The following is a 23,783-nucleotide window of genomic DNA, read 5'->3' on the forward strand; positions in this document are numbered from 1 at the left end:
CAAAGGTGCGTTTACGACATTGCCGAAACATTCTGGGAGGGCTTGTGTGGGAGCTGGCTTGCCTGCGATGGCATCTACCCGGGGTGACAGATACTCCGAGGCGTCTGCATCGCAGGCAAGCCAGCTCCCACAGGGCTTAGGCGATGATCTTGCGAACGAGTAGCAGCAGTAAGAAATGCAGCGGATAGAGGGCATACGCCCAGCGCCGCATGGCTGGTGGCGACACATGTCTGGCATGTCGCAACAAGACCAATCCCGCCAGTGGCGCAATCAGGCATGTCGCCAATCCCGAGAGGGCAACGACGTTGCCGTTATCCAGCAAAACCTGCCACTGATTGGCGGCCAGGCACACCAACCCCGGCAACAGGCTGAAGTACCACGGCCGACGAAACACCCACAACATTGCCAACGGCAGCAATACGCCAAACAACCCAAACATCAATTGCGACGAGAACACCGCCGCCAATATCAGGGCAATCAGCGCCAATCCTCGATCAAAAAGCGTCTTCTGCTGCCATCCTCGGGCAATCAGCATGCCCAGTGCGAGGGTCGGCAGCACATTGAGGGTGTCCGCATCGTCGATAAACAGCCGATACGGCACCTCACTGATCACACTGAACAGCAACAGCCAACCCAGGTAACGCCATTGAAAGGTCGCAGGCGCATCCTTGACCCGATACAGATTCGCCGCAATTGCCAGGCAAAACCAAGGGAAGGCCAGGCGCCCGGGCACATACAGCCCATCCAGGTTCAAACCGACATAACGCAGGTGATCCAGCACCATACTCAACAGCGCCAACCATTTGAGCAGGTCGAGGGCGCCATCACGGACGCGGCTTACAGGAATCGTTTCAGTACCGTGCATAATTCCCCAGTGACTTTGCATTAACAGAGCGTGCGTGCGCCCGACAATCTTGGTTAAAGTGCGCACCAACATCGACCACAGGAACGGGCCATGACCGACAAGAGCCAACAATTCGCCAGCGACAACTATTCCGGCATCTGCCCGGAAGCCTGGGCCGCCATGGAACTGGCCAACCAGGGCCATCAACGCGCCTACGGGGACGATGAATGGACCCACCGCGCCGCCGACGGTTTCCGCAACCTGTTTGAAACCGACTGCGAAGTGTTCTTCGCGTTCAACGGCACGGCGGCCAACTCCCTGGCCCTGTCATCGTTGTGCCAGAGCTACCATAGCGTGATTTGCTCGGAAACCGCCCACGTCGAAACCGACGAATGCGGCGCACCGGAGTTTTTCTCCAACGGCTCCAAGCTGCTCACCGCTCGCACCGAAAACGGCAAGCTGACCCCGGAATCGATCCGCGAGATCGCCCTCAAACGCCAGGACATCCACTATCCCAAGCCACGCGTGGTGACCCTGACCCAGGCCACTGAAGTCGGCAGCGTCTACACCCCGGAAGAAATCCGCGCCATCAGCGTCACCTGCAAGGAGCTGGGGCTGAACCTGCACATGGACGGCGCACGTTTCTCCAACGCCTGTGCATTCCTTGGCTGCTCGCCGGCCGACCTGACCTGGAAAGCCGGCGTCGACGTGCTGTGCTTTGGCGGTACCAAGAACGGTATGGCGGTGGGTGAGGCGATTCTGTTCTTCAACCACAAGCTGGCCGAAGACTTCGATTACCGCTGCAAACAGGCTGGGCAGCTTGCGTCAAAGATGCGCTTCCTCTCCGCCCCGTGGGTCGGCCTGCTGGAAAACGATGCCTGGCTCAAGCACGCCCGCCACGCCAACCACTGTGCACAACTGCTCAGCAGCCTGGTGACCGACATTCCTGGCGTGGAGTTGATGTTCCCGGTACAGGCCAACGGCGTGTTCCTGCAACTGTCGGAGCCGGCCGTTGCCGCACTGACCGCCAAGGGCTGGCGCTTCTATACGTTCATCGGCAACGGCGGCGCACGCTTCATGTGCTCGTGGGATACCGAGGAAGCGCGAGTGCGGGAACTGGCGGCGGATATTCGCGAAGTGATGGCGGGCTGACACACCCGCTTGAGCAGAATGCCTGCGCCTGGCAGGCATTCTGTTGGCGCTACCCTCTCAAAGCGGCATCGGCTTGAGTTCCGCCCATTGGTCAATGGGCCCTTGGTTGTGGGGGTAGGCCCCACCCCCAAACTTGACCGCCAGCTTATTGACCGCATTGAGCGCGGTGGTAACAGCACCTTCGGCCCAGCCTCCCGTCCACGACACATCATCTCCGGCCAGAATGAAGCCATCAGGGCTGCCCTGTTCGACCCCGCTCATGAACTGGGAAAACAGCCGGCGCTGATACTCGTATTGCCCCGGCAAATTCATCTTGAAGGCGCAGAGAAAGAACGGCTGCTCTTCCCAATTGATTTCGACAAACGGATCCCTGGCGCCAAAATGCGATGCCAGGTTCAGGTCCGAACCTCGATAAACCTCATCCAGTAAAGACGTACAGAGTTCGACATGCGTCGGTAACGGCGCCGAACGGTCACCGAGGAACTTCAGGCTGTCGTCATTCCAGGTGTAGGACAGGAAAATACCGCTGCCTTGGTAGGCACCCTTGCTTTGCGAGTAATCCAACAAGTAGGTTCCGCGAGTAATCCGGTCGGACAACGTGACACTCATTTTGTAATGCCCATCCGGACCGGCCTCTTTCCAGAAGGGCTCCCGGGTGGCCGCGAATATCTTCGCCGACTGCATATAGTGGGTATACATCACGGCCTCCCAGGTATCCCTGGGCAACAAGCTGTCCATCGCTGCCAGACGGTCCTTGCCACCCATATAGCGAAACTTGTCGAGAATGCGTACGTGGGGCGTATAAACCACGCTCTCAAAGGAGTGACGAGTGGGCTGATCTAGCCGGGTATCGTGGATAAACACTGCAAAACTGCCATCGGCCTGGCGCTCGACCTGGCGCACCTCCTGATTGAAGGGGTTGGCGATGACTTGCTCAGTGAGCATCTGCACCGTGGTCGTGGCGGGCCAGTAGGCCATCACATCACCCAACGCTTGCGGTGACTGGTTCCACAACCGTGTGGGCAACTGCGAGGAGCCGTCGTACATTAATGTATGGTTGGCATCCAGGCCGGTGTACAGCACCCGCAACACCTCCAGAAAGCAATTGGGATAATCGGTATTCCATCCACCGGTCCCGAACCCTATCTGCCCGAAAAGATCGATGTCCGCACGGCTCCAGCCAGCCTTCTCGACCATCGCGGAAAAGAAACTCAAATTGTCCCAGCCGGCCTCCAGAATAGTGTTCCAGATCGACTTGATCAGCGTCTGGTCGATCGTGCCTTCGGACATGGCCCGTACCATGTCAGTGAATTTGATCGGATCGATTGTGAGGAACACATCGAAAAACAGCCGCTCGATCTCCTTGTACTCGGGGGGTAAGTCCCGCCCTTCGTAGTAGGTTTGCTCATCGTTGTAATCGACCACCGTGCTGGCCGTCGCCGGTGAACCCGGGTTGGGAAAGTCAGCCGAGTTGGCGGTCATGCCCACCTTGTCGAAATAGTGCATCAGAGCCTTGCCCGACTTGGGAAAGCGCATGGCCCCCAACTCACAAATCACACTGTTCGCCGGATCGTCGGGATCGCCAACCACATGCGAATAGAGACGCCCACCTATGCGGTCCGAAGCCTCGACCAGCACCGGGTGCAAGCCCATGCGCATCGCCTCGTAAGCCGCCACCATCCCCGCGACACCCGCCCCGACAATCAGGACTTTTTTGCCACAGGCGGCGGTGGGAATATGGGCCAGGGTGGAAAGCGAATCGCGCGCGATCTGCAGGTAATTGGCGTAATGGAAGGGAAAATCAGGAATCAGCGCCGTGACGTTGTTGCTCAAAAGCCGTTGGGCACCTTGGGAGCGGGAGGGAATCGCAGACATGATGGCATCCTTGCAGACAGGGGAATTACTACAAGGCTAAAGGCGACTACGACGGGACTAAGGGTCAGCGTAGAAGACGTGTCACTTGCGGTTATATCGCTTCGAAATAAGATCGCGGCGGTTCCATCGCCACTGACTACAATTCATTACTTAAGGAAAGTCTAAAGTAATTATTTACAGATCACGATTCAATTGCCCCTCCCGTTACCCGATGCTCCGGCACTCAATCACTATAAAAACAGACCGTGAACCTATGAACGCCCTTTCCGACAAGACGACTCCCCCCGTCGCCCCCGGCCTGAAAATCGAAACCCGCTCCATTGACTATGTCCCACGCAATGAACGGCACGGCAAGGTCTGGCATCAAGGCCCCTTCTGGTTCACGGGCAACTTCGTACTGACCACCATGGTGACCGGATTCACCGGCGCGGCCCTGGGCTTGGGTCTGGCGTATGCGATCCTGGCGATTGTCATCGGCGTATGCCTGGGCACCTTCGCCATGGCGTTTCATGCCAACCAGGGCCCGCGCATGGGCTTGCCGCAGATGATTCAGTCCCGCGCCCAATTCGGCCTGCGCGGAGCAATTGTGCCGTTCATCGCGGTGATCTTCGTGTATATCGGCTTCAATGTGTTCAACGTGATTCTCGCCACCGATGCCATCAACACGGTCCTGCCGGGGAGCCGGGCGCCGTGGTACGCCTTGATGATCATCCTCGCGGTGGTGATAGCGGTGATCGGCCACGACCTGCTGCACACCGTGCAACGCTGGCTGACTTACGTGATGATCAGCGTGTTCGCGGTGCTGACCGTCGCGGCGCTGATGAGCCTCAAGGCCGATGCGGCGGTAGCCAATGCTCATTTCTCCTGGTCGGCGTTTCTGATTCAGCTCTCTGCCGCTGCCGGTTATCAAATCAGCTACGCCGTTTACGTATCCGACTACTCGCGCTACCTGCCCCATAAAACCCCATCGCGCAGCGTGATTTTCTGGACTTACCTGGGCGCCGCCGGCTCGGCTTTGTGGCTGATGTCCCTGGGCGCGTTCCTCGCCTCCGCCCTGCCCTCGCCCGATGCCATCGGCAGCGTGCGCGCCGTGGGCAACCAAGTGATTCCTGGTTTCGGCACCTTTACCGTGCTGATCGCAGTGCCTGCGCTGATTGGCATCATGGCGGTCAATTGCTACGGCGCGATGCTGACCGGCATCAGTGCCATCGACGGTTTCGTGAAGATCCAGCCGCGCCTCAAGAGCCGGGTCATCGGCATCGGCCTGGTGGCAGTGATCATCTTCCTGATCACCTTGAGTATTCCCGACAGCTACCTGGCCAGCTTCAACACCTTCGTCTTGCTGATGCTGTACTTCCTGGTGCCGTGGACGGCCGTCAACCTCGCGGACTTCTACGTGGTGCGCAAAGGCCAATACGCCATCAGCGACATCTTCAATGCAGCCGGAATCTATGGCCAATGGGGCAAGGCCGGCCTGGTAGCCTATTGCCTGGGCGTGATGTCGATGATCCCGTTCATGTCGCTGAGCTTCTATGAAGGACCGGTCGCTGCGGCGCTGGGCGGGGCCGATATCGCGTTCGTCATCGGCCTGGCGGTTTCCGCGATCATCTATTGCGTGATGAGCCACAACCTCGACCGGGATGCCGAACGCCGCGCCATCGTCGCCAGCGAAGCCATGCTGGAAGGCAGCAACCGATGAGCACCGTAAGGGTTGTATGCCAGCAACTGGCGCCATGTCTTGGCAATGCTGAACATAACCGCCACCTCAGCGGCGAGGCCATCCGTGGCGCAGCAACGCTGGGCGCGCAGGTAGTCGTACTGCCGGAACTGATGCAAAGCGGCTACGTGTTCAATGATCGTCAGGAAGCGTTTGACGTGTCAGAGGCGCTGGACGGTCCCACGCTCAGCCTGTGGAAAACTCTGGCGAGTGAACTGAACATCATCGTCGTGGCGGGTTTTTGCGAACGGCTGGAGGATGGGCAGGTGGCCAACAGCGCCGCACTGATCGAGCCCGAAGGCCGCTTGACGGTGTACCGCAAGGCGCACCTGTGGGACCGCGAAAAACTGATCTTCACCCCAGGGACCGAGCCACCGCCAGTAGTCGAAACGGCCGTTGGACGCATCGCCGTAATGATCTGTTATGACTTGGAATTGCCCGAATGGGTGCGTTTGCCCGCGCTGGCCGGCGCCGACCTGCTATGCGCTCCGGTGAACTGGCCAGACGCCCCACGCCCGGCCGGCGAACGGCCCGGGGAGATTGTGCGGGTGCAGGCCAACGCAGCGGTGAACCGGATGTTCATCGCGGCCTGCGACCGCCACGGCAAAGAACGGGGCGTCGACTGGGTGGGCGGCTCGGTGATTGTCGACGCAGATGGTTATCCACAGGCCGGCGCGGTTTCTCATCAGCAGAAACAAGTACTGGTGGCCGACTTGTCTCTGATGCAGGCGAGGGACAAAACCATCAGCGCGCACAACCACGTACATCAGGACCGTCGGCCAGGGTTGTACTGAGCCCTGCAACGGATACTGGCGGAGTGCCGAGACTGTTTTTTGGTATTTCCGACAGCATCGCCTCCCACGTTCATTGACTAGCCTCTTGGAACCCGGAAGGAAATGGCAGATACATCTGCCACCTTTCGGGAATAACCGCCTGCCGAACGATCGGCCGGAAACGGAAATCCAGCAGAGGGCAATACCATGGAAGATCAACGCTACGGTAACAACCTGCAAAGCGAAGGCACTATCAGCACCACGGTCATAGACTGGGATGAGTTCAGAAAATCTGTGAAAGTCGGCGACACCATCAGCGAGCCAACGAGGACATTGAAGGTCACCGACAAAGTCTACGAACTGACAACATCAGGCCAACATTTCGTCGTCCATATCTACGCCCAATAACCGTTAGTGCCTAAGGCCCGCGTCGAGGGTTCATGACCTTCGACGCGGAACCGGATTCAAAACTCAATCCGCACATCCCCCTTCGGCACGCTGCAGCAGGACAGGATGTAACCCTCGGCTTCGTCCTCTTCGGTGATCCCGCCGTTGTGGTCCATCTCGACTTCCCCCCCCAGTTTCATCACCTTGCAGGTCCCGCAAATCCCCATGCCGCACGCCTTGGGAATCAACAGCCCAAGCTTGGCCGCAGCCGCATGGACGGTCTCACCGGGTGCCACGCGGATGCTTTTGCCCGACGAGATGAATTCCACCTGATGCAGATCCGCGAGGTCGATTTCCGGGGCTTCCGCCGCTTGTTCGGCTTGCTCCACGGCATCGGCACGGGCTTCCGGCGGCGTCGCACCGAAGGATTCCTCGTGGTAGCGGCTCATGTCGAAGCCGTTGGCCTCCAGCAGGCGCTTGACCGCGTTCATGTACGGCGTAGGGCCGCAGCAGAAGACTTCGCGCTCCAGGAAATCGGGCACCATCAACTCGAGCATTTTCTGGTTGAGGTAACCGCGATAACCGGCCCACGGTTCACCCAGGCCGTGCTTCTCACAGATCAGGTGCAGGCTGAAGTTGTCGATCCGCGAGGCCATGTGTTCCAGCTCGCGGTGATAAATGATGTCTTTCGGCGAGCGGGCGCTGTGGACAAAGACCATATCGACATTGGCGTTAGTGTCGTAAAACCAGCGCGCCATGGACATCACCGGGGTGATACCCACGCCGCCGCTCAGGTACAGCACTTTCGGGTTGGTGTAGTCGATGGCGTTGAATAACCCGACCGGCCCGTGCACCGCCAACTCTTGTCCTTCATGCAGCGTGTCGTGCAGCCAGTTGGAAACCTTGCCGCCCGGTACGCGTTTGATGGTCACCGAGAAGCTGTACGGCACCGATGGCGAACTGGAAATGGTGTACGAACGCATGATCGGCTGGCCGTCGATTTCCAGCTCCAGGGTGACGAACTGCCCCGGCTTGAAAAAGAACAAAATCGGTTGGTCGGCCATGAAGCAGAAGGTGCGCACGTCCCAGGTTTCCTGGATGACTTTGACGCAACGGACGATGTGCCGACCATTGGCCCAGGTCTGGGTGGTTACCGGATTCAGGAAGCTGTTGGACATGCTGTTCTCCATAGCCGTGTGCTCGGCCTTATGATGGCGATTCTGCGTAACGCGCGAATCCCCCATTTACCTATCTGCGACATTCACATACTTATCGCGACCAGCCCCCATACCACGGGGGTTGCGCGTCGGGAACAGAGTGGGCCATGTCGCTCATGGATAAGGTTCTGGCCTTTGCCGGGCCCACACTCGCTCCCAACAAAGACGCTTTCTTTACGCCTTGCTGCAAAACCTGATCAGCCACTATTCGCCGGCCACACAGAATGGCCATGAGGACACACACGATGGACGTCACCGCAACCTTAAGCTTGGGCGATCCGCTGGAACCCGCACGCAAGGCCACCGCGCAAATGCTGCAAGAGCGCGAGCGTACCTATTCGCTGCCGCAGCCGTTTTACTCTGATGAACGGCTGTTTGATATCGACATGCAGGAGATCTTCCAGAAAGAGTGGCTGATCGCCGGCATGACCTGCGAGATCCCCGCCAAGGGCAACTACATCACCCTGCAAGTGGGCAAGAACCCAATCATCGTGATTCGTGGCGCTGACGGTGTAGTTCACGCGTTCCACAACGTCTGCCGCCACCGCGGTTCGCGCTTGTGCACCAGCGACAAAGGCAAGGTGGCCAAGCTGGTCTGCCACTACCACCAGTGGACCTACGAGCTGGACGGGCGCCTGCTGTTCGCCGGCACCGAGATGGGCGCCGACTTCGACATGAAGCAGTACGGCCTCAAGCCGGTGAACGTGAAGACCGCGGGTGGCTACATCTTTATCAGCCTGTCGCAGAATCCACCGGCCATCGACGACTTCCTGTCGACCCTGAGCCACTACATGGAACCCTACGACATGGAGAACACCAAGGTGGCGATTCAGACCACCTTGTTCGAAAAAGCCAACTGGAAGCTGGTACTGGAAAACAACCGCGAGTGTTACCACTGCAACGCCTCGCACCCGGAGCTGCTGAAAACCCTGCTGGAGTGGGACGACGTCACCGACCCGCGGGCCGACCAGGCCTTCAAGGACCATGTCGCCGCGTCTGCGGCGGCCTGGGACGCCGAGAAAATCCCTTACGCCCACGCCAGCTTTGGCCTGCGTAACCGCATCGTGCGCATGCCGCTGCTCAAGGGCACGGTGTCTATGACGCTGGATGGCAAGCAAGGCTGCAAGAAACTGATGGGCCGCATCCAGAACCCGGACCTGGGCTCGATGCGCATCCTGCACCTGCCCCACTCGTGGAACCACTGCATGGGCGATCACATCATCGTCTTCACGGTGTGGCCGATCAGCGCCCAGGAAACCATGGTCACCACCAAGTGGATCGTCCACAAGGACGCCGTGGAAGGTGTGGACTACGACGTCGATCGCATGCGCCAGGTGTGGGATGCCACCAACAACCAGGACCGCCGCCTGGCGGAAGAGAACCAGCGCGGGATCAACTCCACGGCTTACCAGCCTGGGCCTTATTCCAAGACCTATGAGTTTGGTGTGGTGAACTTTGTGGATTGGTACAGCGAGCGGATGCTGAGCAACCTAGGGGCGGCGCCAGCGCCGTACCTCAAAGGCGTAGCAGCACACGAGTAACAGGCTGACACGCTGCCGATCAAAATGTGGGAGCCGGGCTTGCCCGCGATAGCGATTTAATATTCAACCCTTGTGTTGGCTGTTACTCCGTCATCGCGGGCAAGCCCGGCTCCCACACTGGTTTGTGGCTGTACAAAATTCGTCCAACACCTTGGCAGACCACTCCCACCTTGCCCTCCAGCCATTACCCAACAACTTATCCACAAAGCCACCCACAGCAATTGTGGGCAACTGCGCTTTCCTCTCGAAATAAAATCAAGAAAATCCGTGACTTATTCAAAGTTCAGGGTTTTACCCATCATTGATCATTTTTTGACCTAAACTCTGTAAGCCACGGTTTGTATGACCTACAGAGGAACGCGAACACCTTATTCACAGAAGCACCAACAGACTTTGGGGGCAACTTTGGCGGTTCTGTGGAAAACCGACTGAGGCTTAGGAAAATCGAGGCTTTGAGAGGCGTTTTACACCGAAACAGCAATATTGATCATATTTTGATCAAGACAGTTAAAGCCTTTGTTTATATGGCCTGTAGCGGATAGCAAACATCTTATCCACAGAAGCGCCAACAGACTTTGGGGGCAAGTCTGGGCCGGGCATTTTCCTTATCCACAGAAAAACCCAAGGGAAAACCGTTAGTTAGGCTGGTTATTTTTCGTACAGAGAGCTGCAGGGCTTGATTTGCATGGGGTGTGGACAGCCGCAAACAGGTTATCCACAGGCGGGCCAACAGGGATTGTGGGTAAACCCTATGGGAGCAAGCCCGCTCCCACATTGGATCAGCGCACCACGCCTTCTTCCAGCAGCAACTTGAGGATCGCTTGGGCACCCTCTTCGGCGCTAACCCCCTTGAGCACTTGCCCACCACCCCCGCTGGCCTTGGCCGTGGCGGCCTTCATCCGGTCAGCACCGCTCTTGGCCTTGATCACCTTGAGGCGCTTGGGTCGGGGCTTGGCGGGTTGCAGCACCGCGCCTGTGAATAACTCGTCCTCCAGCACCTGCACCTCATGGGCCGCCAGCTCCCCACGCTGCGCAGGGCCGTAAGCGCTTTGACGAGGCTTGGGTGCAGCGTTATCCACAGTGGCAAGAAACGGCAGGCGCACCTTCAGGCGTCGCCGCTGGCCACGGGGCAAGGCTTGCAGCACATGGGCCACGCCGCTCTCGATGGACTCCACCTGAGCCAGGCCAACAATCAGCGGCCAGCCCAACTGCTCGGCCAACAGGAACGGCAACATGCCCGAACCTTCACCGGTTTCCGCCTGGCTGCCGGTGAGCACCACCTGGGCACCCGCATCCCGCAGATAGTCACCGAGCACCGGCAAGGCATCGGCGCCAGCCGGTTGTTCCAGCACGTGCAGCTGTTCCAGCCCCATCCCCAGATAGGCACGTAGGGTTGGCTCAGCAATATCACCGGCATGCAGCACTTGCAGGTTATTCCCCGCCAGTTGCAAACCCAGTTCCACGGCGCGGGCATCTTGCTCGGCGCGACGTGGGCGGCCCGAAGTCGGATGGGCGCCGATAGACACCAAACTGATTACATGAGTTGTCATGGTCATTTCCTTAAGCCGCATCGCGTTTGGCGCCGTTTCGGTAGGCCTCAACCGCAGCGATCAAGGCTTGCAGAATCCCGGCGCTTTCGCCAATCACCGACAAATCAGCGCGCTTGATCATGTCGCAACCCGGATCAAGGTTGATCGCCACCACCTTGTCGCAGGCACCAATGCCTTGCAGGTGCTGGATCGCCCCGGAAATCCCCACCGCCACGTAAACCCGTGCGGTGACCCAGGTGCCGCTGGCGCCGACCTGGCGATCACGGGCCATAAAACCATCGTCCACCGCCACCCGCGAGGCGCCCTCGGTGGCGCCCAGTGCGGCGGCGGCCTGGTGGAACAGCGCCCAGTCCTTGACCCCGTTGCCGCCAGAGAAAATAAACTCGGCCTCGGCCATGGGAATCGCTGCCGGGTCCACCGCCACTGCGCCGAGGTCTTCGATACGCGGCAGGCTGCGGGCCAGGTTTGTGGATAACTCCACCGGCAACACTTCATGGCGGGTATCACTGACGGGATCGGCGCATTCCGCCGCCGCCAGAATCATCCGTGGCAATGGGCGGACAAGGTCTTCCTGGCCCGCACCTGCGCGGCCAATGCACTCGTGTTCCTTGATCTGCCAGACACGCGTTGCGGGGCGTTCCTTGAGGCTTGCAGCAAAGCGCCGACCCAGTTCACCACCGCCGCTGCGGCTATCCGGCAGCAACCAATGGCGGGGGTTGAACTGGTTATCCACAGCCCGCAGCCCCTGGACTCGTTGCTCCGGTGAATAACCGTCGAACTCATGGCCGTCCAACACCAGCAGACGGTCCACACCGGCCGTGGAAAAGGCGCTTTCCTTGTGTTCACCGAACACCACGGCCAGTACCGCACCGTCGTCGCCGGCCAACTGCCGGGCCAGGCCCAACAAATCACGATCGTGGCTGCTCAAGCGGCCGCCGACCATGTCCGGCACCACGTTAATGTAGAACGCCGGCGCAGCGACCTGATGCAGCGGCAATTGCACGTCCACCGCTGCCGAGCGCTTGGCCGCGCCGCCCTGCTGGGCACCACTGCGATCGATACGCTTGATACCGTTGGGGCCGATAAAACCGACACCATGCACGTTCTTGCGGATGATGCCGTTTGGCCCCATCCAGGACTGTTGCACCGGCTGCATCGCTGCGTGCAGCGGATGCAGCCGGTTACGGGCGATCCATTCAGCCCGCGGGTCGCGGCGAATAATGTCGCTCATCAGTGCACCTCCGCAGGTTCGCGCTTGATCGGGGTTTTGGCCGGAGCAGCGTCTTCGAGCAAGGCGTCAGCCACCAATTCGGCAATGTCTTTGATCAGGGGGCGCGGTTCGACCACACCTTCGAGCATCGCCGTGCACTGTGGACAACCCACGGCCACCAGTTCGGCGCCGGTTTCGCGGATGTCCTCCATGCGCATATCGGGAATCCGCTGCTTGCCGGGAATGTCGGTGATCGGCGCACCGCCACCGCCACCGCAGCAGCGGGAACGGAAGCCGGAACGTTGCATTTCCTTGACCTCGATCCCCAGCGCGCGCAGCACTTGGCGCGGTGCCTCGTATTCACCGTTGTAGCGCCCCAGGTAGCACGGGTCGTGATAGGTCACGCTGTTGCCTTTGTGCTGGCCCAGGTTAAGGGCGCCGGCATCGATCAGCTCGGCCATGTAGGTACTGTGGTGCTGCACGAGGTAGTTGCCGTCGAAGGCGCCGTATTCGTTTTTCAGCACGTGGAAACTGTGGGGGTCACAGGTGACGATGCGCTTGAAGTTGTACTTGGCCAGGGTCTGGATATTGCGCGAGGCCAACAGTTGAAAGGTCGCTTCATCGCCAAGGCGTCGGGCAACATCACCGCTGTCGCGCTCTTCAAGGCCGAGCACGGCAAAGTCGACCTGGGCCGCCTTCAGCACTTTGACGAAGGCGCGCAAGGTACGCTGGTTGCGCATGTCGAAGGCACCGTCGCCGACCCAAAACAGCACGTCGACGCTTTTCTTGTCGCTGAGCAATGGCAGGTTCAAATCCGCCGCCCAGTTCATCCGCCCGCCCGGTGCAAAGCCGCCCGGGTTGTCGGTGGCGATCAGGTTCTCCAGGACTTCGGCGCCCTTGTTCGGGGTCGCGCCTTTTTCCAGAGTAAGGTGGCGGCGCATGTCGACGATGGCGTCCACGTGCTCGATCATCATCGGGCACTCTTCCACGCAGGCGCGGCAAGTGGTGCAGGACCACAAGGTCTCGGCGTCCACTAGGCCGTTGACGATCGGCTGATGAGGGTTACCGCCGTGTTCGCCGATGGCCTTACCCGGATACGGGCTGCCGGCGAACTTGGCATCGGTGCCGCCGGCCAGGCCGACCACCATGTCTTGAATCAGCTTTTTCGGGTTCAGCGGTTGGCCGGCGGCGAACGCCGGGCAGGCCGCTTCGCATTTGCCGCACTGCACGCAGGCATCGAAACCCAGCAGTTGGTTCCAGGTGAAATCCGCGGGCTTTTCCACACCCAAGGGCGCGGTTTTGTCGGCAAGATCCAGCGGTTTCAAACCGGTGGAGCGGCCACCGCCAAAACGTTCGGCGCGGCGGTGCCAGGCCAGGTGCAAGGCTCCGGCGAAGGCGTGTTTCATCGGGCCGCCCCAGGTCATGCCGAAGAACATTTCCGACACGCCCCACAGCACACCCACACCCAGCAACGCTGCCAGCAACCAGCCGCCGAAGTCCGCCGGCAGAATTCCGGCCACGGGCAAGGTCACCAGGAAGAAGCTGACGGAGAACGCCATCAGGCTTTTTGGCAAGCGCATCCACGGGCCTTTCGACAGGCGCGACGGCGGGTTGCGACGGCGCAAATAGACGAAGGTAGCGCCGACAAACATCAGCACCGAAGCCAGCAGCAAGGCGTAGCCGAGGATGCGGTTATGCAGGCCGAAACCATGCACCAGAATCGCCAGCAGCGCCGACAGCACAAAGCCCAGAGCGGTGGCGACGTGGGTGTTGGCGATGTATTTATCGCGGGCCACCACGTGGTGCAAGTCGACCATGTAGCGCTTGGGCATGGCCAGCAGGCCGCCGATCAAGTCGACCCTGGACGAGCGGCCACGGCGCCACATGTTCACCCGACGCAACGCGCCGAGGACCGCAAGGCCGACGGCTGCGAAGAGCAGGATGGGAAGAAGGGTGTTCAACATGGTGAAGCTCCCAAAGACCACACAGGTCTTGCATGGGAACCGGCTCAATGTGGGAGCTGGCTTGCCTGCGATGGCATCAACTCGGTTTCACTCAAGACCGAGTCGCCTGCATCGCGGGCAAGCCCGGCTCCCACATTGAGCCGGTTTCCACAGTGGTTCAGTATCGGGTCAGAAATCCTTGCACAGGCGCAGGGCGTCGTAGATCGCGGCGTGGGTATTACGTTGCGCCACACAGTCACCGATGCGGAACAACAAGTACCCTTCACCCGCCTCGCTCAGGCACGGTTGCGGCTTGATCGCGAACAAGGCTTCGATGTCCATCTGGCCCTTGTTGCGCGAACCTTCCTTGAGCCCGTAGTAGATCTCTTCATCCGGACGCACGCCGTTCTCGACCACCACTTGATCGACTACACGCTCCTCCTTGGCGCCGGTGTATTCGTTCTCCAGCACCGCCACCAGCTTGTCGCCCTCGCGATAGACCTTTTCCAGCATCATGTCGCCGGTCATGATCACTTCTTTCGGGTACATGCTCCGGTAGTAGGTCGGGAACGACGTACCGCCGACGGCCACGCCGGGCTTGATGTCGTCGGTGACGATCTCCACCTGGCTGCCCTTGTCCGCCAGGAAGTCCGCCACCGACATGCCGGTGAACTCGCAGATGGTGTCGTAGACCAGCACGTTCTTGCCCGGTGCCACCTTGCCGTCGAGCACGTCCCAACTGCTGACCACCAGGCCTTCAGCCGCGCCCCAATGCTCGTTCTGTTCCAGGAACGGATGACCGCCCACCGCCAGTACTACGACATCGGGACGCAGGTCCAGAATGGTCGCCGCATCCGCCGCTACGCCCAGGCGCACGTCGACATTCAGCCGCGCCAGCTCCAGCTGGAACCAGCGGGTGATCCCGGCAATCTGGTCCCGCTGCGGGGCTTTGGAAGCGGTGGTGATTTGCCCACCGATAAATTCTTTCTTCTCGAACAGGGTCACGTCATGCCCACGCTCGGCGGCCACACGTGCGGCTTCCATCCCGGCAGGACCGGCACCCACCACAACCACTTTGCGCTTCGGCCCGGTGGATTTTTCGATGATGTGCGGCACACCCATGTATTCACGGGAAGTCGCGGCGTTCTGGATGCACAGCACATCCAGCCCCTGGTACTGACGGTCAATGCAGTAGTTGGCGCCGACACACTGTTTGATCTGGTCGATCTGACCCATCTTGATCTTGGCGATCAGGTGCGGGTCGGCGATGTGGGCGCGGGTCATGCCGACCATGTCCACATAACCGCCTTCAAGGATGCGCGTGGCCTGGTTCGGGTCCTTGATGTTCTGCGCGTGCAGCACCGGGGCCTTGACCACTTCCTTGATCCCGGCCGCCAAGTGCAGGAATGGCTCCGGTGGATAACTCATGTTCGGGATAACGTTGGCCAGGGTGTTGTGGGTGTCGCAACCTGAGCCGACCACACCGATAAAGTCGAGCATGCCGGTGTCGTCGTAGTACTTGGCGATCTGTTTCATGTCCTCGTGGGACAGGCCGTCCGGGTGGAATTCATCACCGCACAAACGGATGCCGACGCAGAAGTCCGGGCCCACTTCGGCACGCACGGCCTTCAACACTTCAAGCCCAAAACGCATGCGATTTTCGAAGCTGCCGCCCCATTCATCGGTGCGCTTGTTGACCCGCGGGCTCCAGAACTGGTCGATCATGTGCTGGTGCACCGCCGACAGTTCCACGCCGTCCAGGCCACCGGCCTTGGCCCGTGCCGCAGCGCTGGCGTAGTTGCCGATCACCCGCCAGATTTCTTCCGGCTCGATGGTTTTGCAGGTCGCACGGTGCACCGGTTCACGGATGCCCGACGGCGACAGCAGCGTGGGCCAATGCTCGCCGTCCCAGCGCGAGCGACGGCCCATGTGAGTAATCTGGATCATGATCTTGGCGCCATGCTTGTGCATGGCATCGGCCAGGTTCTGGAAGTGCGGGATGATCCGGTCATCGGCCAGGTTCACCGATTTCCACCAGCCTTGCGGGCTGTCGATGGCCACACTGGAAGAACCGCCGCAGATGGCCAGGCCGATCCCGCCCTTGGCTTTCTCCTCGTAGTACTTCACATAGCGGTCGGTGGTCATGCCGCCGTCGGTGGCATACACCTCGGCGTGGGCAGTGCTGAGCACGCGGTTGCGGATGGTCAGTTTGCCGATCTGGATCGGCGCAAACATTGCTTCGAAAGCCATGGCAGGGTCCTCGACTTACAACGGCTTGACGGTGAACAGGCCGTCGTCGTGGCCCTCTTCGGAGCCGCCGTAGACCTGCTGCGCAACAGTGCGGACCTGGCTGCCACGGGCTTGCAGAATCTGGTCCATGGCCCCGGCAAACCAGCCGGTGAACATGTAGTCGACCTTGCGCCCGACCTTGCCGTACACGTAGACAAACGCCGAGTGTTCCAACTTGACGCTGGCGGTGCCTTTGTCGAGGTCGATATCCTGGATCTTGAACAGGCCCCAGCCGCGTTGCGACAGGCGCTTCATGTAGTGTTCGAACACCGCGACGCCTTCCAGGCCATGGCATTCAGCTTCTTTCTCGCACCAGTGCCAGGCGGATTTGTAGCCGGCCTTGTAAAGGATCTCGGCGTAGGCGTCAGCGCCCAGGACTTCTTCGATGCCCATGTGGTTGTTGACGAAAAAGTGGCGCGGTACGTAGAGCATTGGCAGGGCGTCGGAGGTCCAGACACCGGTTTCGCTGTCGACTTCGATAGGCAATTGAGGGGCGATCTTGGCCATGGGGTAAAGCTCCAGAATTCAGTATGTGATGTAGCCGAGGCACGAGGCACGAGGCTGCGATGCGTGTCTGCAGGACCGCCGCCTTGTCGCAGCCTCGTACCTCGGCAGCGGCTACAGGAATTGTGTTGAGATCGGTGCTTATTCGCCCCAGACGTCTTTCAGGACGTTGACCCAGTTCTCGCCCATGATCTTGCGCACCACACGCTCAGGATGGCCGCGCTTGAGCAGGGTCTCGGTGAGGTTGGGGAACTCGCCCACGGTGCGGATGCCCAGCGGGTTGATGATCTTGCCGAAGCTGGTCAGGCGGCGGGCGTAGCCCTTGTCATGGGTCAGCATTTCAAAGAAATCCTGGCCATGGCCCTGGGTGAAGTCGGTGCCGATACCGATGGCGTCTTCGCCGACGATGTTCATGGTGTATTCGATGGCTTCGGCGTAGTCGTCGATGGTCGAATCAATGCCCTTGGCCAGGAACGGCGCAAACATGGTCACGCCGACAAAGCCGCCGTGGTCGGCAATGAACTTGAGTTCTTCATCGGATTTGTTGCGCGGGTGCTCTTTAAGGCCCGACGGCAGGCAGTGGGAGTAGCACACCGGTTTTTTCGATTCGAGGATGACTTCTTCGCTGGTCTTGGAACCGACGTGGGACAGGTCGCACATGATGCCGACACGGTTCATCTCGGCGACGATCTCGCGACCAAAGCCCGACAGGCCGCCGTCGCGCTCGTAGCAACCGGTGCCGACGAGGTTCTGGGTGTTGTAGCACATCTGCACCACGCCAACGCCCAGTTGCTTGAAGATCTCGACATAGCCGAGCTGGTCTTCAAAAGCATGCGCGTTCTGGAAGCCGAAGATGATCCCGGTCTTGCCTTGCTCCTTGGCGCGACGGATGTCAGCGGTGGTTTTCACCGGGATCACCAGGTCGCTGTTCTCACGGATCAGTTTCTGGCTGGCGGCGATGTTGTTAATGGTGGCCTGGAAACCTTCCCACACCGACACGGTGCAGTTGGCAGCCGTCAGGCCGCCTTTGCGCATGTCTTCAAACAGGTCGCGGTTCCACTTGGCAATGATCAGCCCGTCGATAACGATGCTGTCGGCGTGCAATTGCGCTGGGCTCATCAGGCGTCCCCTTATTGGCGATTCATGCGCCGAATCGTCTGCCGGCGCTTTGGGGCCAGCATATGCCCAGGGGCTGACCGAGCCGGGTGCAAAAACGACAGGGGAATTGCCGAAAGCGTCAATCCGCGACAAAGGCCAACATGACATCTCTGACTGGTGTCTGTTCTTTGTCCTACGCTTGAGCCAGAATTTGGCCCATCACCTGATATGAGACGGCGCAATGAAATCGATTCTCCTGGCTTTGGCACTCATCGCAACCGGCGTACACGCGGCAGAAGACACCGATAGCACCCCGTGCGACGGCATCGAAAACGACAAGCAAACCCTGGAATGCGCCACCTACAACAAAACCACTGCCGAGCAATTGCTCAAGGATAACTACCAGGGCCTGCTGGAACGCATGGGTAGCACCTATGCCAGCAACAAGGCGCAGCTGGCAGACATTACCGCTCGTCTGAAGGATGCCCAGCAAAAGTGGGAAAAACTGCGTGACGCCGATTGCGCCGTGGATACCTTCCCGGCCGTGGCAGGGAGCAAGGCGTACGCGATTGCGCAGAATGATTGCCTGGCGCGGATGAGTGATGAGCGGTCGGAGTTTCTGGAGTCGATCGGGCAGGAATAAGCGACAATCCCCTGCATCCTCCCCTCTAGAAACAAGGCCACTCATGACTATCTGCGGCATCGAGATCAAAGGCAGCGAAGCGATCATCGCCGTCGCATCCCTGGACAACCAGGCGCTGGGCCACGTCGCCCTGGCCATCAAGAAAATCGCCCTCGATGACGACGATGAGGCCGCCAACGTCAAGGCCTTCGCCGCCCAGGTGAAGGCGTTTGTGCAGGACAACGCCATCGAGCGTATCGCCATCAAGAAGCGCAGCAAGAAAGGTGAATTCGCCGGTGGTCCGACGACGTTCAAGATTGAAGGAGTGTTTCAATTACTGGATGGGGTTGAAGTGACACTACTGTCGCCGCAGACCATCAATGCGCAAAACAAGAAGCACACCTTTGATCTGCCCGCGACGCTCAACAAGTATCAACACGAGGCTTATAAAACAGCCTGTTCATGCCTGATGAAGAAATAACCACACATCAGCTTTTGACGCAGTGTTCCAGGCCGTGCCCACCGCCTTCGTATTCAGGGCCGTAGTAATACTTGACGAAGGACACTTTACCGTCAGGCGTTGGCGTCACTTGTGCGACGCCCACGCCAAAATCTTTCAAGGCGGGGTCCGTGTGGGCAAAGTAGATGCCCAGCGTATCCGCAGTCCCGGCGGCCATGCCGTCATAGCGGGACTTGTCTTCCAGGGTCAGGGTGAAGGTGTAGGCGGCGTACTTGCCAGTGCTTTGCTTGGCATCGAGCTTCATGTCGACAACGCCCTTGAAGTTGCCGATATGTTTATCCTGGCCGTTACATTCATAACGCCCGCTGTAATCGGCTCCGGTAAAGGGTGCAGGCGCCGGCGCAGCCCAAACCGGGGTGGAAACGAGCGCAATCACAGCAACTAGTTTTTTCAGCATGCCAACCTCTTATGGCTTCTAGTGGCGCTCCTGGCGTATGCGCTTTCATTTCCAGAGCACATGACCAAGAACAATATGGAGACCATTGGACGTTAGCAGCCCCTTTCCACAGGTCATAGTTACCGACAGAAAACAAGACATTTCCTACACCTTCTGTGATACCCCTTACCAGCGCGTGCCACGCCACATCTGATTTTTCTTAGTGTGGTGTACGGCTTTTATGCCGTAGCCAGTCGCCGAACGACTTGTCTTCCAAGGCATAGGTATCTACACAATTGCGCAGGAGCCTGATTTTTGTAGCCGCTGCCGAGGCACGAGGCTGCGATGCGGTCCGCAGGACCGCCCTAGGGGCCGCTACGCAGCCCATCAATGCGCAGAACAAGAAGCACGATTTTGCCCTGCCGGCGACGCTGAACAAGTATCAGCATGAGGCGTACAAGGCGGTGTGTTCTGAACTAATAAAAACTTCTACAAAAATCCGCTAATTGCATAGATTTACTCCAAAAAAGCCAGAAACCTTGTTGTTTTTCGCACTCAACTACACTGAGTTTTGCTGCTCACCCGAGCAGTAAAAACCCACGAGATGCGATCAATTCAAGGAGAATCACCATGTCATGGTTTCCATCGTTAGGCGCCTTGGGAGGCAGCAGTGGCGCACGTATCCAGGCCGGGCCGCAAACGATCGGCCAACTCAAGTCAGGCACTTCACGCCTGGTAGATGCATACCCCTATGACTACGCCAACATCCTTCGGGCCTCCAGCCCTGAGTCGGGCTGGCTGGCTCAACCCCTGACGGGTGCGGAGAAGGACGCCCGGGTGATTGTCATCGGGGCAGGAATGTCGGGGCTGTTGACGGCAAGAGAGTTGCTGCGAGCAGGCTTGAACGTGGTCCTGTATGAGCGTAATCAGCTGGAAGACGCCGATGCCGACTGGCACCGCTATAGCTACGGTCGAGCCCGCAGTTTCGTACGCAAGCTACAACCCGATACCGTATGTGAACTGGGCGCCATGCGTTTTCCGGCAAAAGCCAAAGTCACCTGGGAAATGTTCGGGGACGTACTAGGCGAGGACACGCTGCTGGATCTGTTTCCCAACCCGGGTATTGTGCCCACGATCCTGTGCAAGGATGGCGTCACCTATCCCTGGATGGCTGGCAGCAACCAGGCTCCTGACTTGCCTGCGCAGTTCATGACCGTTTCCCTTGACGTGCGCAACGCCATCAACGCTATCGAAGGGGGAGGCTCCACCATCCTGGAAATCCTGGCCTTGCTGGAACGGCCGCAATTGTCCTCCGAAGAGGAGAAGCACATACAGGACTTCTGGATATCGATGATCCAACGCTTTGACAAGTTGAGTCTCGGTGACTGGATCCAGGAATATGTCTCAGATCCCAAGGGCTGGACGCCTGAACAGATGTCGATCTTCGTCAATCTCGGCTTCGGAACCGGCGGCATGGGCAGCATGTTCCCCATGGGTTTTCTCGAAATGCTGCGGATATGGCTCTGGGACTATCTGGATGAATATGCGCTACCGCCAGGAGTAGGTGTCGGCACAGTTGCCCATGCCCTTCTGAGCAAACTCAAGACTGAGTTCGGAGCGAACGGCAAGAATACCTTCACCTTGCATGAACGCCATGAAGTCCAGGAATTGGGGCTGTTCTTGACACCCGACGAACTGTCGGCAAAACCGGGAGTACTGGTGCGCGATCTCAACGGGCAGGGCATCGAAGGGGCTACGCTGGTACCGGTTCATGCCGACTATGTCGTTGTGGCCGTTCCCCATACCAGCATGTTGACTATGATGTCGCTGGCAAGCGAACTGAGCTATCCGCGTAACGGCACACGGGTAGAAATCTCGTTCGATGGCAAACGCTATGGGTTCTACAGTTATTTTGAAAAGTCGTGGTCAGAGAACTACGACAGTCGTATTGCCCCACTGAAAAACGCCATTGCCCGCCTCAATATGATGAACGCCGGCAAGTCCTTTTATGTCACACCACAGGCTCCCTGGGCAGTTGGCTCCGTGCTGGCCGACAGCTGGCAGCACATCGACAACAGACCCGTACGTTGCGTGCTGAGTGAGGGCTGGACACGCGCCAGCTACTACATCCCAGCCCTCGCAGAAAACCAGAATGGCCCGGTGGCCGCTCTGCTTTCCTATACCTGGGGCCTGGACTCGAACAAGGCCCGTAGCGTGCTTGATGTTGCTCCCTCTCGGGAAAACGGCACGGCGGACATTCCGATGTTCACTGAAAAGCCTGCCTGGTTCGGACCGGGATATTCCCGAGAGTGGTGGAGAAGCTACCGCGCAAGCGCTGCCGTACTCCCCTACATTCAGATCACCCCACACCAGGTCAGAACAACGGAGTACTTCAACTCGATACTGGGTAATGCGCAGAGCGATCCTAATGCGGTCGGCATTGACTGGCAGGACCAGCCGGGAGCTACAGGGGCATTCAAGCTTGATGCCGCTGGAGATTTTGCCACCTCCAACGCCTTGTGCAATCTGCACTTGTTCACCCAGGACCCCGGATTCAACATCAGCGCCAGGGATCGAACCTATCAGAAAATATTCCTGTCCTCGGACAGTGCCAGCAACTACCCAGGCTGGTGTGAAGGCGCCTTTATGTCGGGCATGAATGCCGCCATCGGCGTATTGGCCAATATCAATCAGAACAAACTCAAACCCGAGCCTGCACAGCTGCTGCAGGGTAATCCACTGGCGACCGTGAATCGGCTGATACCGCTCAAGCCTTACGTTAGACAGCCGTAGTCCACTCATCGAATGGGATTAACGTCATGAAGGTCGTCGCTGAAGTTTGTAGCAACATCCTCCTCGCTAGCCTTTCCCAATGCAGTATCGAGTAGCGAAACCGGTCTTCAGGCTGGTTTCGCTTCTAAGCCCTCCTCCCACTCGTCTCAGTACTTGCACATCATTCGCGCGTTTTTCCTCGCTTGTCGTGCCGAAGCCAATCGCCAAAAGACTTGTCTTCCAGCGCATAGGCACCGCGACTTGATTTCCAGACCAACTCCTTTTCGCGCAGAGCATCAATACAAGATTGAACCGTCTGGGTGCCCGGTACGACGTCGCTACCCATGGCCTCCAGCACCTTGCCTACCGCCAGCAACGTTGAATCGGTAAATGGCGCAAAGGGCTCGTTGTTCTGCGAACGCTCAACCATCACTTCCAGCACCGCTCGTTGCGGCACGGTCAGGGCATTCCAGGCGCTTTCGAACTCAGTCCACACGCCCGCACGCAGGAATTCGGCGCGGTTATGCAGCAGTTGGCTCAGGTTGCTCGCATCGCCAAGGTCCAGTGCGACTTCGCTGATGATGGTGCGCAACATCTCGGGGCGACGGCCAACCAGTTCGAAGGCTTCATCGATGTCGGCAGCGCTGAACTGATTGGTCTCGGCCAGTTGGGCATTGAGGTGCACGGTGTAGGCTTGGGTGAACTCTTTGCCGAGCAACGGAAACGGGGTAATGCTGGAGCCGAAAAACGGCTGGCTTTTACCAAGGACCAGATGGGCGAGTTTGTCGCGGTTGGAACCGGTAAATACCAGGCGTAAGCCGCTGCCCTCGCCTTCACGGCCCTGGTTGAGCTGATCCCGCGCAGCCTTGAGGGCGAACATCGCGTTGATGCCGGCTTCGGTGGTCAGTGCGTGCTGCGCCTCGTCAATCACCAGCACCACGGTCTTCTGCGCCGCGCTGTGGAGCAATTCCAAGGCTTGGGTCAGCGTGGCCCCGGCCGGTAGTTGAGGTTTGGTGAAATCCCAGGACAAGGTGCGCAGGAAGCTGAGTTTTTCGACGCCGATGGATTTGGCCAGCTTGCGAATGCCGTTTTCATAGGGCACCAAAGCGCCGGCAATGGCTCCGGCGATCAGGTCTGCCGGGTCTTGTTCCTTGTTGGCCCAGAGGTCGACATACACCGCCAGCCAGCCCCGAGCCTGGCACTCCGGGATCAAGTCTTCGCGTAAAAAGGTACTTTTGCCCGTGCGACGCGGCGCCGCCAGGAACAGGCCGGAGGTGAAATCCTGGATCCCGGCACCCACCAGGCCATCGGCAATGCTGACGGCCAGAGCGGGCCGGCGAAACACGAAGCCACTGTTCTTCGACATGGTTTTATACCCAATTATGGAAACGAC

19 protein-coding genes are annotated in these 23,783 nt (G+C 59.1%); 8 read left to right on the plus strand and 11 right to left on the minus strand.

Features of this window, described 5'->3' with window-relative positions; all coding sequences use genetic code 11:
* Nucleotides 1-136 precede the first annotated feature (136 nt).
* Entirely contained in the window at nucleotides 137-865 is a 729-nt protein-coding gene (locus GNF76_RS18275) for a TraX family protein (RefSeq protein ID WP_155584520.1), read from the minus strand.
* 90 nt (nucleotides 866-955) lie between these two features.
* Between GNF76_RS18275 and GNF76_RS18280 the strand changes: the two genes are divergently transcribed.
* Nucleotides 956-1,996: a threonine aldolase family protein gene (locus tag GNF76_RS18280; protein WP_155584521.1), complete on the plus strand. Its 1,041-nt coding sequence runs from the start codon at nucleotides 956-958 to the stop codon at nucleotides 1,994-1,996.
* Between the two features lie 57 nt (nucleotides 1,997-2,053).
* Here GNF76_RS18280 and GNF76_RS18285 read toward each other — a convergent pair whose 3' ends face one another.
* Complete coding sequence (locus GNF76_RS18285) at nucleotides 2,054-3,871, minus strand: flavin monoamine oxidase family protein (protein WP_155584522.1); 1,818 nt, start codon at nucleotides 3,869-3,871, stop codon at nucleotides 2,054-2,056.
* A gap of 253 nt (nucleotides 3,872-4,124) precedes the next feature.
* Between GNF76_RS18285 and GNF76_RS18290 the strand changes: the two genes are divergently transcribed.
* The 3 genes from GNF76_RS18290 (at nucleotide 4,125) to GNF76_RS18300 (ending at nucleotide 6,769) form a co-directional block, all read left to right on the plus strand.
* Nucleotides 4,125-5,570 (plus strand): purine-cytosine permease family protein, encoded by a 1,446-nt coding sequence (locus GNF76_RS18290; protein WP_155584523.1) that lies wholly within the window; start codon nucleotides 4,125-4,127, stop codon nucleotides 5,568-5,570.
* Entirely contained in the window at nucleotides 5,567-6,382 is an 816-nt protein-coding gene (locus GNF76_RS18295; protein WP_155584524.1) for a nitrilase-related carbon-nitrogen hydrolase, read from the plus strand. The genes GNF76_RS18290 and GNF76_RS18295 overlap by 4 nt, the downstream gene beginning before the upstream one ends.
* 186 nt (nucleotides 6,383-6,568) lie before the next feature.
* Nucleotides 6,569-6,769 (plus strand): hypothetical protein, encoded by a 201-nt coding sequence (locus tag GNF76_RS18300; protein WP_155584525.1) that lies wholly within the window; start codon nucleotides 6,569-6,571, stop codon nucleotides 6,767-6,769.
* A gap of 56 nt (nucleotides 6,770-6,825) precedes the next feature.
* Here GNF76_RS18300 and gbcB read toward each other — a convergent pair whose 3' ends face one another.
* Entirely contained in the window at nucleotides 6,826-7,926 is a 1,101-nt protein-coding gene (gbcB, locus tag GNF76_RS18305) for a glycine-betaine demethylase subunit GbcB (RefSeq protein ID WP_155584526.1), read from the minus strand.
* 284 nt (nucleotides 7,927-8,210) lie between these two features.
* Between gbcB and gbcA the strand changes: the two genes are divergently transcribed.
* Nucleotides 8,211-9,506 carry a glycine-betaine demethylase subunit GbcA gene (gene gbcA / locus GNF76_RS18310; protein ID WP_155584527.1) on the plus strand — a complete coding sequence of 432 codons (1,296 nt, stop codon included), beginning with the start codon at nucleotides 8,211-8,213 and terminating at the stop codon, nucleotides 9,504-9,506.
* Between the two features lie 779 nt (nucleotides 9,507-10,285).
* Here the strand turns inward: gbcA and etfB are convergent.
* The 6 genes from etfB to GNF76_RS18340 all read right to left on the minus strand — a co-directional run bounded on the left by etfB (nucleotide 10,286) and on the right by GNF76_RS18340 (nucleotide 18,121).
* Entirely contained in the window at nucleotides 10,286-11,056 is a 771-nt protein-coding gene (gene etfB / locus GNF76_RS18315) for an electron transfer flavoprotein subunit beta (protein ID WP_155584528.1), read from the minus strand.
* Nucleotides 11,057-11,066: 10 nt separating this feature from the next.
* Nucleotides 11,067-12,287, minus strand: coding sequence for an electron transfer flavoprotein subunit alpha (gene etfA, locus GNF76_RS18320; RefSeq protein ID WP_155584529.1), 1,221 nt, complete (start codon nucleotides 12,285-12,287; stop codon nucleotides 11,067-11,069).
* Nucleotides 12,287-14,230: a dimethylglycine demethylation protein DgcB gene (dgcB, locus tag GNF76_RS18325; protein ID WP_155584530.1), complete on the minus strand. Its 1,944-nt coding sequence runs from the start codon at nucleotides 14,228-14,230 to the stop codon at nucleotides 12,287-12,289. Before dgcB ends, etfA begins: the two co-directional genes overlap by 1 nt.
* A gap of 168 nt (nucleotides 14,231-14,398) precedes the next feature.
* Nucleotides 14,399-16,459 carry a dimethylglycine demethylation protein DgcA gene (dgcA, locus tag GNF76_RS18330; RefSeq protein WP_155584531.1) on the minus strand — a complete coding sequence of 687 codons (2,061 nt, stop codon included), beginning with the start codon at nucleotides 16,457-16,459 and terminating at the stop codon, nucleotides 14,399-14,401.
* Nucleotides 16,460-16,474: 15 nt separating this feature from the next.
* Nucleotides 16,475-17,005, minus strand: a complete 531-nt coding sequence (locus GNF76_RS18335) for a DUF5943 domain-containing protein (protein ID WP_155584532.1) — start codon at nucleotides 17,003-17,005, stop codon at nucleotides 16,475-16,477.
* A 138-nt stretch (nucleotides 17,006-17,143) separates the two neighbouring features.
* A complete protein-coding gene (locus tag GNF76_RS18340) occupies nucleotides 17,144-18,121 on the minus strand; it encodes a dipeptidase (protein WP_155584533.1) in 978 nt (325 codons plus the stop codon).
* A 220-nt stretch (nucleotides 18,122-18,341) separates the two neighbouring features.
* On the opposite strand from GNF76_RS18340, the gene GNF76_RS18345 reads away from it, so the two are divergent.
* Nucleotides 18,342-18,743: a lysozyme inhibitor LprI family protein gene (locus GNF76_RS18345; protein ID WP_155584534.1), complete on the plus strand. Its 402-nt coding sequence runs from the start codon at nucleotides 18,342-18,344 to the stop codon at nucleotides 18,741-18,743.
* Nucleotides 18,744-18,786: 43 nt separating this feature from the next.
* A complete protein-coding gene (locus tag GNF76_RS18350) occupies nucleotides 18,787-19,203 on the plus strand; it encodes a DUF3010 family protein (protein WP_155584535.1) in 417 nt (138 codons plus the stop codon).
* A 7-nt stretch (nucleotides 19,204-19,210) separates the two neighbouring features.
* Here GNF76_RS18350 and GNF76_RS18355 read toward each other — a convergent pair whose 3' ends face one another.
* On the minus strand, nucleotides 19,211-19,639 hold the full coding sequence (locus GNF76_RS18355; RefSeq protein ID WP_155584536.1) for a hypothetical protein: 429 nt from the start codon (nucleotides 19,637-19,639) through the stop codon (nucleotides 19,211-19,213).
* Nucleotides 19,640-20,248: 609 nt separating this feature from the next.
* Here GNF76_RS18355 and GNF76_RS18365 point away from each other — a divergent pair.
* Nucleotides 20,249-22,411: a flavin monoamine oxidase family protein gene (locus GNF76_RS18365; RefSeq protein ID WP_155584538.1), complete on the plus strand. Its 2,163-nt coding sequence runs from the start codon at nucleotides 20,249-20,251 to the stop codon at nucleotides 22,409-22,411.
* A gap of 160 nt (nucleotides 22,412-22,571) precedes the next feature.
* Here the strand turns inward: GNF76_RS18365 and GNF76_RS18370 are convergent, their stop codons facing one another.
* Nucleotides 22,572-23,756 (minus strand): AAA family ATPase, encoded by a 1,185-nt coding sequence (locus tag GNF76_RS18370; RefSeq protein WP_155584539.1) that lies wholly within the window; start codon nucleotides 23,754-23,756, stop codon nucleotides 22,572-22,574.
* Between the last annotated feature and the right edge of the window lie 27 nt (nucleotides 23,757-23,783).

It is taken from the genome of Pseudomonas spelaei (assembly GCF_009724245.1).
GTDB classification, from domain to species: domain Bacteria; phylum Pseudomonadota; class Gammaproteobacteria; order Pseudomonadales; family Pseudomonadaceae; genus Aquipseudomonas; species Aquipseudomonas spelaei.